Origin of the sequence: Haloarcula terrestris (assembly GCF_031624315.1) — an archaeon.
GTDB classification, from domain to species: Archaea; Halobacteriota; Halobacteria; order Halobacteriales; family Haloarculaceae; genus Haloarcula; species Haloarcula terrestris.
Window position 1 is genome coordinate 149,313 of record NZ_JAMQOM010000006.1, and the last position, 12,465, is coordinate 161,777.

Annotated in this window: 14 protein-coding genes; 7 read left to right on the forward strand and 7 right to left on the reverse strand. The window is 64.1% G+C overall.

Features of this window, described 5'->3' with window-relative positions; all coding sequences use genetic code 11:
• Nucleotides 1-54: 54 nt before the first annotated feature.
• The gene (locus NDI54_RS15085; RefSeq protein WP_310897264.1) at nt 55-831 is read right to left on the reverse strand and encodes an SAM hydroxide adenosyltransferase; all 777 of its coding nucleotides are present in this window, start codon (nt 829-831) and stop codon (nt 55-57) included.
• Nucleotides 832-928: 97 nt separating this feature from the next.
• A complete protein-coding gene (locus NDI54_RS15090) occupies nt 929-1,651 on the reverse strand; it encodes a hypothetical protein (protein ID WP_310897265.1) in 723 nt (240 codons plus the stop codon).
• Between the two features lie 81 nt (nt 1,652-1,732).
• On the opposite strand from NDI54_RS15090, the gene NDI54_RS15095 reads away from it, so the two are divergent.
• The 4 genes from NDI54_RS15095 to NDI54_RS15110 all read left to right on the forward strand — a co-directional run bounded on the left by NDI54_RS15095 (nt 1,733) and on the right by NDI54_RS15110 (nt 5,139).
• Nucleotides 1,733-2,068, forward strand: coding sequence for a DUF7471 family protein (locus tag NDI54_RS15095; protein ID WP_310897266.1), 336 nt, complete (start codon nt 1,733-1,735; stop codon nt 2,066-2,068).
• On the forward strand, nt 2,065-2,580 hold the full coding sequence (locus NDI54_RS15100; protein ID WP_310897267.1) for a winged helix-turn-helix transcriptional regulator: 516 nt from the start codon (nt 2,065-2,067) through the stop codon (nt 2,578-2,580). Before NDI54_RS15095 ends, NDI54_RS15100 begins: the two co-directional genes overlap by 4 nt.
• A 147-nt stretch (nt 2,581-2,727) precedes the next feature.
• Nucleotides 2,728-3,996 carry a DUF7405 family protein gene (locus NDI54_RS15105; RefSeq protein ID WP_310897268.1) on the forward strand — a complete coding sequence of 423 codons (1,269 nt, stop codon included), beginning with the start codon at nt 2,728-2,730 and terminating at the stop codon, nt 3,994-3,996.
• Nucleotides 3,997-4,080: 84 nt separating this feature from the next.
• Nucleotides 4,081-5,139 (forward strand): twin-arginine translocation signal domain-containing protein, encoded by a 1,059-nt coding sequence (locus tag NDI54_RS15110; protein ID WP_310897269.1) that lies wholly within the window; start codon nt 4,081-4,083, stop codon nt 5,137-5,139.
• 82 nt (nt 5,140-5,221) lie between these two features.
• Here the strand turns inward: NDI54_RS15110 and NDI54_RS15115 are convergent, their stop codons facing one another.
• Together NDI54_RS15115 and NDI54_RS15120 are read right to left on the reverse strand one after the other, a co-directional pair.
• Nucleotides 5,222-5,377: a hypothetical protein gene (locus NDI54_RS15115; protein ID WP_310897270.1), complete on the reverse strand. Its 156-nt coding sequence runs from the start codon at nt 5,375-5,377 to the stop codon at nt 5,222-5,224.
• A 675-nt stretch (nt 5,378-6,052) separates the two neighbouring features.
• Nucleotides 6,053-6,535: a hypothetical protein gene (locus NDI54_RS15120; RefSeq protein ID WP_310897271.1), complete on the reverse strand. Its 483-nt coding sequence runs from the start codon at nt 6,533-6,535 to the stop codon at nt 6,053-6,055.
• 282 nt (nt 6,536-6,817) lie between these two features.
• Between NDI54_RS15120 and NDI54_RS15125 the strand changes: the two genes are divergently transcribed.
• The 3 genes from NDI54_RS15125 to NDI54_RS15135 all read left to right on the forward strand — a co-directional run bounded on the left by NDI54_RS15125 (nt 6,818) and on the right by NDI54_RS15135 (nt 9,630).
• A complete protein-coding gene (locus tag NDI54_RS15125) occupies nt 6,818-8,734 on the forward strand; it encodes a beta-CASP ribonuclease aCPSF1 (RefSeq protein ID WP_310897272.1) in 1,917 nt (638 codons plus the stop codon).
• A gap of 76 nt (nt 8,735-8,810) precedes the next feature.
• The gene (locus tag NDI54_RS15130; protein ID WP_310897273.1) at nt 8,811-8,966 is read left to right on the forward strand and encodes a hypothetical protein; all 156 of its coding nucleotides are present in this window, start codon (nt 8,811-8,813) and stop codon (nt 8,964-8,966) included.
• Between the two features lie 271 nt (nt 8,967-9,237).
• A complete protein-coding gene (locus NDI54_RS15135) occupies nt 9,238-9,630 on the forward strand; it encodes a DUF7475 family protein (protein WP_406600193.1) in 393 nt (130 codons plus the stop codon).
• A gap of 32 nt (nt 9,631-9,662) precedes the next feature.
• On the opposite strand, the gene NDI54_RS15140 is transcribed toward NDI54_RS15135, so the two are convergent.
• From NDI54_RS15140 to NDI54_RS15150, 3 genes are all read right to left on the reverse strand, one after another.
• Nucleotides 9,663-10,217: a hypothetical protein gene (locus tag NDI54_RS15140; protein ID WP_310897275.1), complete on the reverse strand. Its 555-nt coding sequence runs from the start codon at nt 10,215-10,217 to the stop codon at nt 9,663-9,665.
• A complete protein-coding gene (locus tag NDI54_RS15145) occupies nt 10,214-11,539 on the reverse strand; it encodes a divalent metal cation transporter (protein ID WP_310897276.1) in 1,326 nt (441 codons plus the stop codon). The genes NDI54_RS15140 and NDI54_RS15145 overlap by 4 nt, the downstream gene beginning before the upstream one ends.
• A 175-nt stretch (nt 11,540-11,714) precedes the next feature.
• A complete protein-coding gene (locus NDI54_RS15150) occupies nt 11,715-12,437 on the reverse strand; it encodes a hypothetical protein (RefSeq protein WP_310897277.1) in 723 nt (240 codons plus the stop codon).
• Nucleotides 12,438-12,465 lie beyond the last annotated feature (28 nt).

Below are 12,465 nucleotides of genomic sequence, written 5' to 3' on the forward strand. Positions count from 1 at the left end.
CCCCGAAGGGTGGTGAGCCGCTGGCACGCCGACCGGGGCCGGCGTTTGGGACTGTCAGGCCCGGACCGTGAGTTCGTCTCCAGGCTCCGGAGTACCGAAGGCTGACGCCGCGGACCCGCCGCGCAGGAACAACTCCTGATAGGGGTCCCCACCCCCTGCGGAGCCGGGAACGATAGCGAGGGACCCCTCCGGAACGTCCGACACGGCATCCCTGACGACGGCCTCCCGTGATTCGCCGCCGAGTTCGACAGCCACCGTCTCACTCCCGGGCGAAAACGCCGAGGCGCGAATCGAGGTCTTGACGTTCCCGTAGCCGTCGACGTGACAGACGACGGATTCTGGCGGGGCCGGCACGTCATCGAGTGATCGCTCCGCCCCGAGCGAGGAGCGGTTCCCGTTGGCGATTTCGGTGACCCGGCGCGGGAACACGTCTCGGGACCGGAACTGGCCGGTATCGGCCGGCAGTTCGATCTCGCGGAACGTCGTCGCGTGGTCGGCGATAAACGAGAGGTTGTAGCCGGCGTCGACGGCGACGACAGGGACGCCGTTGTCCAGTTCGAGATAGCACAGCGCCCCGCCGGTGTCGGCCCGCTCCGGTGTCGATTCAGCGGTTCGTGGGGCGGTGTTCGAGTAGAGCAGCAGGTCGTCGAACGAGGGGTTGTGGACGCCGAGCTGTGCGATCCAGAACCCCGTGGCGACGGTGGAGAACGGCCGGACTTCGGTCGACTGGACGGAGATAGTCGGGTCCGCGGCGGTGAGGCGGTGGACGACCTCGGAAAAGGCCGGGTCTGAGGGGCCGTAGTCCGCGATGAGATGGACGAACGTGCTCATGTGAAGCTCCGATGGCTACCACGTCGGTGCGCCTGTATAATCTTGTGCCTTGGTAACAGAATAGGTGGCGTCGATTGCGTCCGGCGGCACCGCCCGCTCAGGCCCCGATTGTCGTCAGCGAGGCGATGGAGTCGGCGACGCGGCGTTCCATCCCCGTCCCGGTGAATCCTGGGACAGGGTCGACAGCCTGTGCGTAGAACCCCTCTTCGCTTTCGACGAACTCGACACAGAGTGCTCGCGCGCCAAATCGGTCCAGCAGCTCCCGGACGCGAGCCGCGAGCGTCACCTCGACGGTGTCCTCGCTGATGACGTGGTCCAGCCCGGACAGTTCCGAGCGGACCTGCACCGCCCGCAGGTGGGTCTCCCGGCCGTCGTTGACGGCGAAGTACTTGTACTCGACCGGCTCCGATCGGACTCGGGCCTGGTAGAAATCGCCCTCATCGCTGTTTGCCGGCACGCCGTCCCACGCGTAGCGGGTCCGGGCGATGTAGTCGCAGTCGGGCTTTTCGAACCAGACAGTCGGGACTCGACAGCCGACCTGTTCCAGTCCATGCAGAGCGACGAGGCGGCAGGACAGCGCCGTCGTCGGCAGGAACCCGTTCCACGTTTCCACGCCGACCCTGTCGGCGTACCGGAGGGCGCTGAACGACTCAGGTCGGAGCGTCGTGTTGACGAGCGCGGCCAGGTCGTCGATATCGGCTTCTGACACTGGGTTCCCGGGCCGGAGGAACTGGACGCTGAACCCCCGAGCGGAGAGCCGCTCCCCGACGGCACCGAACACCGGATGCTCAGGCTCGCAGATGAAGCCGATGCAGTCCATATCGCCACGTCTCAGCGGGCCGATAAAAAAGTCGCGCCAAACCGAACGACTGAGGCACCGTGGTTTCGAATCGGACGGGTGATGAAACTGCTCAGTATTGGAGGTCATTTCGGCGGTGGGAGCGGGGACATCGCCACCGTCGTCGTCCTCTCCGCTGTGGCCGGGGCGGTCCTGTGTGGGCTCGCCCTGGTCGCGTACCGGCAGCGCGGGACCCGTGCGTATCTGTTGATTCTCCTGGCCCTCACCGCCCTGTTCGTCCGGCCGCTCATCGCACTGCTGTCGGAGTTCGCAATTGTCTCAGCGCCGACCCATCACCTCCTCGAACACGCGCTCGATACCCTCTTTGTGGTTCTCGTTCTCGGTGCGGTGTACTACGCTCGGACCGTCGAGAAACGCCTCGACGAGGAGGGGCTATGAGCGACACCAGAGACAGAATTTACCGACACATCGAGTCCCATCCCGGAATCCACTTCCGAAAGCTAACACGGACGCTGGACCTCGCAACGGGGCAAGTCCAGTACCATCTGGCCCGCCTCGACCGCGTCGACAGCGAATCGGTCAACGGACGGACGCACTACTACGCGGCGTCGTTCGACCGCTGGGAGCGCCACGCCATCGCCTTCCTCCGGCGGGAGACAGCGAGAGACGTGCTCGTCACGCTCATCGAGCGCGAGGCGACCAGCCCCGGCGAGGTGGCCGACCACCTCGATATCGCCCGGAGTACGCTCGAACACCACCTCGACGGCCTGGTCGAATACGATATTGTTGCCAAGCGTCGACACGAGGGTCGGGTGACACTGGCGCTCTGTCGGCCGGAGTCGACGGTCGAACTGCTGGCGGCGGTCGACCCCACGGCCCCCGACCGCCTGTCGGACCGCTTCACCCGGTTGCTCGACCGCCTCTTCGAGAGCGGCTATAGTAACAATTGAAACGATTTACACACTGATCGCAGTGCTACCGTGCGATCAGTTGTGCATTGATTTTCAATGGCTACTATAGTCTGGCTCAAATAGACAGCGGACGTTTTCGAGTTCCGTACCACAACCCAATTGGACGGGCAGTCCCTAGGGTGGGTGATGACTGAACGCGGGATCTCCCGACGCGAGTTCGCCAAGAGCGCCGTCGCCATCGGCGGCACCGCGGCGCTGGCCGCCTGTCTCGACCGCGGGTCGGGGACGGTACCCGAGGGAATCGACGACCCCTCCACCCTCCCGGACCGCCAGCACGCCTGGAACGACGCGCTGGCGACTGACGACGCGGGGAACCACCGCCTGTCGCGCCACCACGTCCTCCTGTTGCTGGATTACACCGGCGACGGGACGCCGACCGATGCCGACCGCGAGCAGGTCGAAACGGCGCTTCGGGACCTCGAACGCGCCTACGAGTGGAGCAACGAGGGGCTGCTGTTCACGCTCGGCTACAGTCCGGCCTACTTCGACCGCTTCGAGGGCGACGTGGCCGGCGTCGACCTTCCAGAGCCGACGGCGCTCGCCCCCTTCGAGGACCCCGAACTCGACACGCCCGACGCCTTGCTCCATCTCGCTAGCGACGACGAGCGCGTCGTCATCGAGGCCGAGGAAGCCCTGAAGGGCCGGCGCGACACCGCAAACGACCACGAGATGAGTGCGACCTTCGAAGGCGTGCTGCGCGAGGCGGAGCGCCGGACGGGATTCGTCGGGGCCGGCCTCCCCGCCGAGAACCAGGACGCCGACGGGATTCCGGACTCCGAGCCGGTCCCCGAGGAGGCCCCGCTGTTCATGGGGTTCAAATCCGGGTTCGATGGGAACCAGGCCTCCGAGGACCGCGTGACGGTTGACTCGGGACCGTTCGCGGGCGGGGCGACCCAGCACCTCTCGAAGATCCGGCTGCAACTCCAGCAGTGGTACGAACAGGACTCCCGGGACCAGCGCGTTTCGAAGATGTTCTGTCCGGCCCACGCCGCCGAGGACAAGGTAGAGGGCGTCGGCGAGAACCTCGGCACCGACAGCAGTGTCGGCGAGTGTCCTGCGGACGTGGTCGAAAGTAGCCGACGGGAAGGAGTCGCCGGTCACGCCCAGAAAATGACGCGGGTCAGAGAGGACGACACACCGATCATTCTTCGGCGCGACTTCGACTCGACCGACGGCGGCGAGGCGGGTGTGCATTTCCTGTCGCTCCAGCGGTCCATCGCCGAGTTCGTCGCGACGAAGCAGGCGATGAACGGGACCGACGTGGCTGAGGACTCCGCTGTCGGCCAGCGGGTGAACAACGGCATCCTCCAGTACATGACGGTCAGACGCCGCGGGAACTACTTGCTCCCGCCGCGCTCGCTGCGCGCACTGCCCCCTGCGAACCCCGACACATGAGGAACGCGGGAGGGTAGGATCGCGGTTTCCGGTTTCGGCTGTCGTACCAGAACGGTCTTTCAGGTGAGGACCCAAGAGCGGTCTATGAATCGCCGACAGTTCCTCGCCGGGGCCGGCCTCGCCGGCACGACAGTCCTGGCGGGGTGTGGCTCGCTGAGTTCCCAGTCGACGCGCGCGCCGCCGCTGGTCGAGGACCGCCCCGACGCCACGTACCGCCCCACCCACGCCGAGGGGATGGGAATGGCCGGGATGGCACAGGCCGGTGAGTACATGATCGGGCTGAGCTACTCTTTTCCCCACCGCTTCTGGACGGTCACCGGAACGACGGCCGAAAAGGTCGACATCCGGAGCGAGGACAGCGTCCACCTGATGGCGACCGTCTGGGACCCCGAGACCGAAATGGTCCTTCCGGTGTCTGCCGGCCTCTCGATCACCATCGAGCGCGACGGCGAGACGGTCGCCGACAAGTCCCCGTGGCCGATGATCTCCCAGAACATGGGCTTTCACTACGGCGACAATTACGCGCTCGACGGCGACGGCGTCTACCAGCTCTCGGTCCGGGTCAACGGCATGAACGAACGCCGACTAGGTGGCTTCGAGGGCCGGTTCGGCGAGGCCGGCGAGACCACGGTCGAGTTCGACTTCGCACAGAACGCCCGCGACCAACTCTCCTTCGAGGAGTTCCCGGACTCACAGGGCGACCGCGGGGCGGTCGACCTGATGAACATGGACATGATCCCGACCTCGCAGGTCCCCGAGGTGTCGGCCCTGCCCGGGACGGTGCTCGGGACAGACAAAGGAAGCGACGGCGTCTACGCCGTCACGTGGCTCCGGGACGCCGAATTCCTTGCCGAGGGCGAGTCGTATCTGGCCGTTTCGGTCCGGACGCCGTACAACCGCGTTCCGCTCCCGATGATGTCACTGGACGGAACGGTAGACGCCGACGGCGAACAGGTGTTCGAGGACGCGCTGACCGCCGCCGTCCATCCCGAACTCGGGTATCACTACGGCGCAATCGTCGAGACGACGGTACAGGAGCCGTCGGTCGGTGTCGATGTCATCGCTCCGCCACAGGTGTCTCGCCACGAGGGGTACGAAACGGCGTTCCTGACGACGCCGTCGTTCTCGTTTTCGGGTAGCTGACTCCGCTCATACGGATTGCTGGAGTTATTTCCGGAAAGTGCCCGGGGTCGGCACATGCCGGTAACTCGCGCCAACAATCCGTTCAGTCGACCCATTCGACGTAGTCCGAACACTCATCGCATTCGGCGCGGGTTGCCCAACTATCGCCGCGGTCGTGGTTCGGGGGTGCGACCTTGACCACATTGATGTTGACCGACCCGCATTTCGGGCACTGTCCTGGTATCTTGGAACTGGACATCTAGTGAGGTCCCTCTGTTGGGAATCGCTTCCTTCCCCGCAATACTATTACTTTCCCTAAATTGGGTTTAGTGAATTACCACATATCTGGTTTTACAGGACTATTCATGCATACATAGTATATATCAATTCTTATATATGAGGGCGATGTATCCCACAGCGAGCGGGGTTCCGGTCTGTCACCATGACCACCGGAGAGCCATCACTGAAGACGGATTTTCACAAGTAGCTACGACGACGAACGCCTATCTAAGCGGTGACCCGGACACGTTCAGTTCACCGATGGCCACGCTACTGGGAGCGAGTTCAACGGCGATGAAACCACACCGCTGACAATGTGCTCTCACTCGTTCCGTGACAGAACCGCCACGTACGCTAATCGAACCACTCAGTGTAGTCGCTACAGTCGGAACACTTCGCACGGACACTCCATTCCTCCCCGCGCTCATGAGCGGACGGTGCAACCCTGTTTATCTGAACGTCTACGGATCCACATTTTGGACACTGACCGGGAATCTGCTCACCAACCATGGATGTATACTGTCTATGTAGTTACCAGTTTTACTCTTGTATGTAATATTTATTTCTCAAAGCAACATCTGATTAATTATTTTCAGTCTACATACTTGGAGGGAAATCAAGACGACGAGTACAGTGTCGATAGTCTCGACCGAACTTACGTTACAGTGAACGGACTCCCGGTTTGTTGCCACGGCCAGCCCGGGACCCGCGTCTGGACTCCGGCCGCGAGCGCCGCATCGAGGTCATCAGCGCCCGCGGTGTCTGTGTCGCTACCGTGTGTTCGCACGTCCGCGACGTGGAAGGTGGCCTCGGCGAGCAGGCGGAGCGGTTGCTCGCCGGCGATCATGGCTGCCAGTTCACGGCCCAGCAGTTCGTCGACGACAAAGCCGGGATAATCGCCCGTAACGTCCAGTTCCCGAAGGAGACGGACCAGCGCAGCGACGTTGACGGCGCGGTCGCCGTCGGCAAACACATCGTCGATGGCGGCCGTGTAGTCCGCTGCGGTGAGCGTGTCGACATCGACGCCGAACTGGTCGCCCAGATGGGCTCGCGTTTCGTTGATTAGTGGAACGACGGCGTCGTCGCGTTCCTTCACCCACTCGTACTCCTCGGCGACAGTCTCCGGTGTCAGCTGCATGTCGGCCACTCACACGGTTCTGGTTTACCCCTTGTGGCACGGCGGACACCACAGCGGGCTGGAGGTCGGCCCACGCCGGCTCGACGCCGCAGACCGCCGTATTGCGAAGGCTTTTATAATACGAGGGGATTACTGACGAACAGAGGACGGTTTTCCGGACATCTCTCCACGTCCGGAGGCAACTCACCGATAACTGATGACTTTATTAGAGAGCGTACATCCCGCGGCTCCAGGTCGGCCCGCACCAGCCGTGGACGGCGGGATGACACCCCGTTTTGAGCTATGAGCACTGTAGACAAACAACTCGAAGACGTGAAGGCAACGATTAATAGCGAAGTTCCGCCCCGTATCTCCGTCTCGGATGTCACCTACGAGGGCCCGGAACTCGTCATATACACGCGGGACCCGAAGGAGTTCGCTGCCAACAGTGATCTCGTTCGCCGACTCGCGTCGAAACTCCGCAAACGCATCACGGTCCGCCCGGATCCGGACGTACTGACCCCGCCAGCGGAGGCTGAGGAGGCGATTCGGGACCTCATCCCCGAGGAAGCCGGCGTTGTGGACCTGAATTTCCACGCTGATACCGGCGAGGTGGTCGTGCAGGCCCAGAAGCCCGGCGTCGTCATCGGGCGGCGCGGCTCGACACTGCGTGACATCACACAGGAGGTCGGATGGACGCCCGAGGTCGTTCGGACGCCGCCTATCGAGTCCTCGACGGTCGACAACGTCCGGAACTTCCTCAAACAGGAACGGGAGGACCGCCGGGACATCCTCGAACGCGTCGGCCGGCAGATCCACCGCGAGCCGATGTCCAACGACGAGTACGTCCGCATCACGACGCTTGGCTGCTGTCGAGAGGTCGGCCGCGCCGCCTTCATCCTCTCGACGCCGGATACGCGGATCCTCATCGACTGTGGCAGCAAGCCCGGCTCGAACGGCGACCAGCCGTATCTGGACATCCCGGAGGCGTTCGGGGCTGGAACCAACGGCATCGACGCCGTCGTCCTGACCCACGCGCACCTGGACCACTCCGCGCTGGTCCCGCTGCTGTTCGAGTACGGCTACGACGGCCCCATCTACTGCACCGAGCCGACGCGAGACCTGATGGGGCTGCTGACGCTCGATTACCTCGATACCGCGGCCGACGAGGGTCACACCCCTCCCTACGACTCCGAGATGGTCCGCGAGGCGATCAAACACACCATCCCGCTTGAGTACGGCGACGTGACCGATATCGCGCCCGACATCAAGCTGACGCTGCACAACGCCGGCCACGTCCTCGGCTCGTCGGTGTGTCACTTCCACGTCGGCGACGGCCTGTACAACGTCGCCTTCTCAGGGGACATCCACTACGACGACACGCGCCTGTTCGACGGCGCGGTCAACGACTTCCCCCGCGTGGAGACGCTCGTGCTGGAGTCGACCTATGGCGGCCGCAACGACTACCAGACCGACCAGTCCGACTCCGAGCGCAAGCTCAAACAGATCGTCCAGAACGCCCACGACCGCGACGGGTCGGTCCTCATACCGACCGCCGCCGCCGGACAGTCACAGGAACTCATGCTCGTTCTCGAAGAGGCGATGCGGGAAGGCGACATCCCCGAGATGCCGATCCACCTCGACGGGATGATCTGGGAGGCGACAGCCGTCCACACGACCTACCCCGAGTACCTGCGCGACGGGCTGCAGGACCGCATCTTCGACGAGGACCGGAACCCGTTCCTGGCCGACCAGTTCAACCACATCGACGGCAGCGACGCAGAACGGGAGGAGATCGCCGACGGCGATGCCTGCATTGTCCTCTCACCCTCCGGGATGCTCACCGGTGGTCCCGTGCTGTCCTGGCTCGAACAGCTCGGTCCCGACCCGGACTCGACGCTCGCCCTCGTTGGCTATCAGGCTCAGGGGACCCTCGGCAACCGACTCCAGCGCGATCTCGACGAGGTACCCGTCGGCGGCAGCGGGCGCAGCGAGAAAGTCCCGCTGGAGATGACCGTCGAGACGGTCGACGGCTTCTCCGGACACGCCGACCGGCAGGGCCTGGAGAACTTCGTGAAGACGATGAACCCCCGGCCAGAGAAGATTCTCTGTGTCCACGGCGACGAATCCGCGACCCAGGACCTCTCCTCGTCGCTGTACCACGACCAGAACATCCGGACCTTCGCGCCGGAGAACCTCGAAACGTTCCGCTTCCGCTGAGTTGGTCGCTTGCCACGGGTCGGCGATCCCCGATAGTCGGACGAACCTCTATACGGGAGGCGAGTGAATCCCGAGTATGGACCTCACCAAGTATTTTGACGAACTCGAACCGGTCGGGATGATACTCATCGGTCTCGTGCTGTTCATTATTCCGGAGCCTGCGACCTCGACGCTCGGTATCGGACTGATGGCGCTGGGCGGCGCGTGGTGGTTCTACGAGTGGAACCGGTGAGTGCCAACGGAGACCCACTGCGAGACGTTTGTACGGGACCGTTCAGTGGCGGCAATCACACCCAGTGACGCCGCACCCAAATATATCTGTTTCCGTATGTTTCCCATTACTACCCAGGGAAGTGAGTAGATGGGCCCCATACCATCGACCTCCTCAATACCCCGATATATTTTAAAATACTAGCGCCACACGGCGGATTTACGTCCAAATCGCACCTCCCTTCGGCAAACCTTTTTCTGCCTTCTGGCTGCTATCTATCATGTACGAAAACATGTCAGCAACCGATTCAAACACCGGCACACAGTCGCTATTCACTGGCCTCCCCTCCGGCGTTGTCCCCATCGTCGCGATCCTCGCGGCACTGGTCTCGACGTACATCCACCTCTCACTGGCACCGATGGTTATGCAGTTCAATACCGTGCAGGGGGCCCTGTTCATACTGGCCGGGCTCGGCTTCATCGGCGGTATCGTGCTGTACCTGACCAAATACTGGCGGCGAGAGCTGTATCTCGTCGCTATCGTCTTCGCACTCGCACAGGTCGCCGCGTTCTTCGTGATGGGTGGCCGGGTCAACCAGATGGCTATCGCATCCAAGGTCTCCGAGGTCGTGTTCGCCGCCGCAGCGGCGTATCTGTATCAGACTGATACGGCAGTTACGAGCTAACACAACGTATCGGAACCCGCCAGTAACCAACGCTACGACAGGTCGACGGTTCGGTCGGCCCAGTTTCGAAGCCAGTCGAGTGCGTCCCGTTCGGCCCGAGACACCGGGTTATCGACGCCGAGTTCGTCGCTGTCGAAGGCGTTGAGAACGGCCACAGCCGCCCCGTCACAGTACTCTGTGAGCCGGCTGACCGTGGCGGCCTCGTGCTGAAACGGGATGGTCGCGTCGTTGACGAACACCGCTCGCGGATTCTGCGGAAGTGCATCTATCTGTCGCTTGGCCCGCCGAGCGTTGTCTCGGGCGAGTTCGACCGCCTGATCGTCGGTCTCGCTCTCAGCACGTGGCGCACTGGCGTCTATCCGGCCGATCCAGACCGTCTCCGGCACAGTGATGAATCGGTCGAGGCGACCGCCCAGAACGGTCCCGTCCCGTTCGAGTTCGGGGGCGAAATCGAGAACGACGACGCCGTCGGCTCCCTCGCGGTCGAGCCAGGCCTCCAGAGCGGCCGCGGTCGTCTGTGTCTTGCCGGCGTTCGAGGGTCCAGTGACGAGCGTCGACCCCGAAAGCGGGACTTCGATACCAGTCACGCGAGGCGTTCCTCCCGCAGGAACTTCCCGCCGAGGCCGGCCATAGCGAGGCCGAGCGCGACGGCGAAGGCTAGCACGAACCCGGAGAGTGGGCCGACGCCGCCGCCGATCTGTTCGACGACGAAGTTTCCGGCAAGGCCGCCCGACACAGCGATGAGTGCCAGCCCGCCGACGTTCGCCGCCAGCGAGTTCGACTCCGGAACCGCGTCAGAGTTCAGGAGGTAGAGAACGAGAGCGATGACGAAGGGCGTGCCGACGGTGCCGAGCGCGAGCACGAGGACGAGCTGGCCGAGGACGTTCCCGCCGATGAACGCGCCCGGGGCGGACAGCAGCGCAACGGCGACGAGCAGCCCGCGGTAGCGGCTGTCCTCGATAGTGGTGCCCCAGCCGAGCTTGTCGGCGAGCAGGAACGGCGGGACGATGGTGTTGCCCCCGAGCGTCGACACGGCAGCGCCCCAGAGGCCGAGCAGGAACAGCCAGCGGGCGCTGTCACCAACGAGCGGGCCGAGCGCCTCCGCAGCGCCGACCGTCGTGAGGTCGCCGGAGGTGAGCACGCTCGCCGTCACAAGGAAGATAGCGAGGCTGTAGATGCCGAACGCGACCAGCATGGACGCCCCGACATCGACCGTCGCGAGGTCGTAGTCCTCGCGGGTCCAGCCACGGGCCCGCATCGTGTAAGAGTGCATCGTGATGAGCGTGATGTGGACCGCGCCGCCGAGGATGCCGGCCGCGACCAGCGCGCTCCCGGACGGGACGGACGGGATCAGACCGGTCACTGCCGCGCCGGCGTCGATTGGGACGACGAACAGGCTGGCGACGAACGCGACGATCACAAGCAAGACGAGGACCTTCGCGGCCAGTTCCAGAAACCGATAGCCGCCGCCGGCCAGTCCCGCCGCGAGGATGAGCGCCCAGGCGACGCCCCAGATTCGTGCGTCGATACCGGTCACCGTCGCCGAAACCGTGGCGAGGGTGTTCATGATGACAAGCTGTGCCACGCCGGCCGCAAGCACTGCGTCACCGACCAGCAGCCACGCCCACGTTTCGCCGAGGTGGTCCTCGACCACGGCGACGATACCCCGTTCGGTCAGCAGTCCCAGTCGCATTGAGAGATACTGCGCCAGCGCGCCCGCCCCCGCTGAGAGGACGACGACCCACAGAAGACTGTAGCCGAAGGCACCGCCCGCGGTCACGAGGCTGGCAATCGTCGCCGGGCCGGCGGCGATTGCGCCCGCGATCCAGGACGGGCCCATCGCCTCGACGTAGTCACCGACTGTCCCCCTGCTGACGGCCGAGCTATCGACGGCCTCAGTCCAACTCATACCTCCGGCTTGGGTGATATCCCTTCAAAACCCTGCCGATATATCGTTCGGTGGTATTTTGCAGTAATTCGACTTCCGTACAGCGGTTACGCGAAAACGACAGTGCTGGCCGATTCGACACACTATCCGCTCACCGATCAGACTGCCACCGCAGTCAGCAGGAGATCAAGCCGACTCAGAGCTCGACGGTCCCGAGGTCCGATTCCAGCTCCTCAACGTGGTCGTTGTACGCTTCGACGAAATCAGCGAACTGCGGGGCGTACTCGCGGATGTCGGCGGCAGACGGCGGTTCGTACTGCGAGAGCAGGTAGAGGCCGTTGCTCCCGCCGACGCGGAGATACGACGCGCCGTCGGTGTCCCACTTCAGTTCCCAGCGCGTGCCACCGATTCTGTCGGTGAAGGTCCCGTAGTCCCCGCCCTCGTAGCGCTGGAGCTCCCGGGCGATCTGGTCGCAGATCTCGCGAATGCGACCGAGAACGCGGTCACGCTCGGCCACGACGCCGTCGGTCGTCGCGATCTCGGGGAACTCCGTCGACACGTCGTCGAGGACGCCGTCGAGCGACGCGACGTAGTCGTTGAATCCCTCGACGAAGGCGTCGTAGTCTGCGAGCGCGGCCGCCAGCGGCTCCGGTTCGGGCGGCTGCTTGGTGGAGATGACGTACACCTCGGAGCCACGCCGCGGCGAAAATCGGAGGTACTCCAGGTCGCCGCCCTCGTACTTGACCGTCCACTCGCCGCGGTCGGTCTCGATGTCCGCCTGCCCGTAGTCGCCGCCTTCCAGCCGAGCGAGCTGGTAGGCGACCTGTCCGGCGTGGTCCCGGACCGCCGCGACCAGTTCGTCACGCTGCTGTGCAACGGCTGTCGCGTCGGCGGGGTCCGCCGGTGGCCACTCTGTCACAGTCGAGGGAAGCGGCGGGACGGCAATA

Bases quoted from the DNA above. Each gene is read 5' to 3' on its own strand.
- NDI54_RS15085 (WP_310897264.1), bottom strand. From the start codon at position 831: ATGAGCACGTTCGTCCATCTCATCGCGGACTACGGCCCCTCAGACCCG.
- NDI54_RS15090 (WP_310897265.1), bottom strand. From the start codon at position 1,651: ATGGACTGCATCGGCTTCATCTGCGAGCCTGAGCATCCGGTGTTCGGT.
- NDI54_RS15095 (WP_310897266.1), top strand. From the start codon at position 1,733: ATGAAACTGCTCAGTATTGGAGGTCATTTCGGCGGTGGGAGCGGGGAC.
- NDI54_RS15100 (WP_310897267.1), top strand. From the start codon at position 2,065: ATGAGCGACACCAGAGACAGAATTTACCGACACATCGAGTCCCATCCC.
- NDI54_RS15105 (WP_310897268.1), top strand. From the start codon at position 2,728: ATGACTGAACGCGGGATCTCCCGACGCGAGTTCGCCAAGAGCGCCGTC.
- NDI54_RS15110 (WP_310897269.1), top strand. From the start codon at position 4,081: ATGAATCGCCGACAGTTCCTCGCCGGGGCCGGCCTCGCCGGCACGACA.
- NDI54_RS15115 (WP_310897270.1), bottom strand. From the start codon at position 5,377: ATGTCCAGTTCCAAGATACCAGGACAGTGCCCGAAATGCGGGTCGGTC.
- NDI54_RS15120 (WP_310897271.1), bottom strand. From the start codon at position 6,535: ATGCAGCTGACACCGGAGACTGTCGCCGAGGAGTACGAGTGGGTGAAG.
- NDI54_RS15125 (WP_310897272.1), top strand. From the start codon at position 6,818: ATGAGCACTGTAGACAAACAACTCGAAGACGTGAAGGCAACGATTAAT.
- NDI54_RS15130 (WP_310897273.1), top strand. From the start codon at position 8,811: ATGGACCTCACCAAGTATTTTGACGAACTCGAACCGGTCGGGATGATA.
- NDI54_RS15135 (WP_406600193.1), top strand. From the start codon at position 9,238: ATGTCAGCAACCGATTCAAACACCGGCACACAGTCGCTATTCACTGGC.
- NDI54_RS15145 (WP_310897276.1), bottom strand. From the start codon at position 11,539: ATGAGTTGGACTGAGGCCGTCGATAGCTCGGCCGTCAGCAGGGGGACA.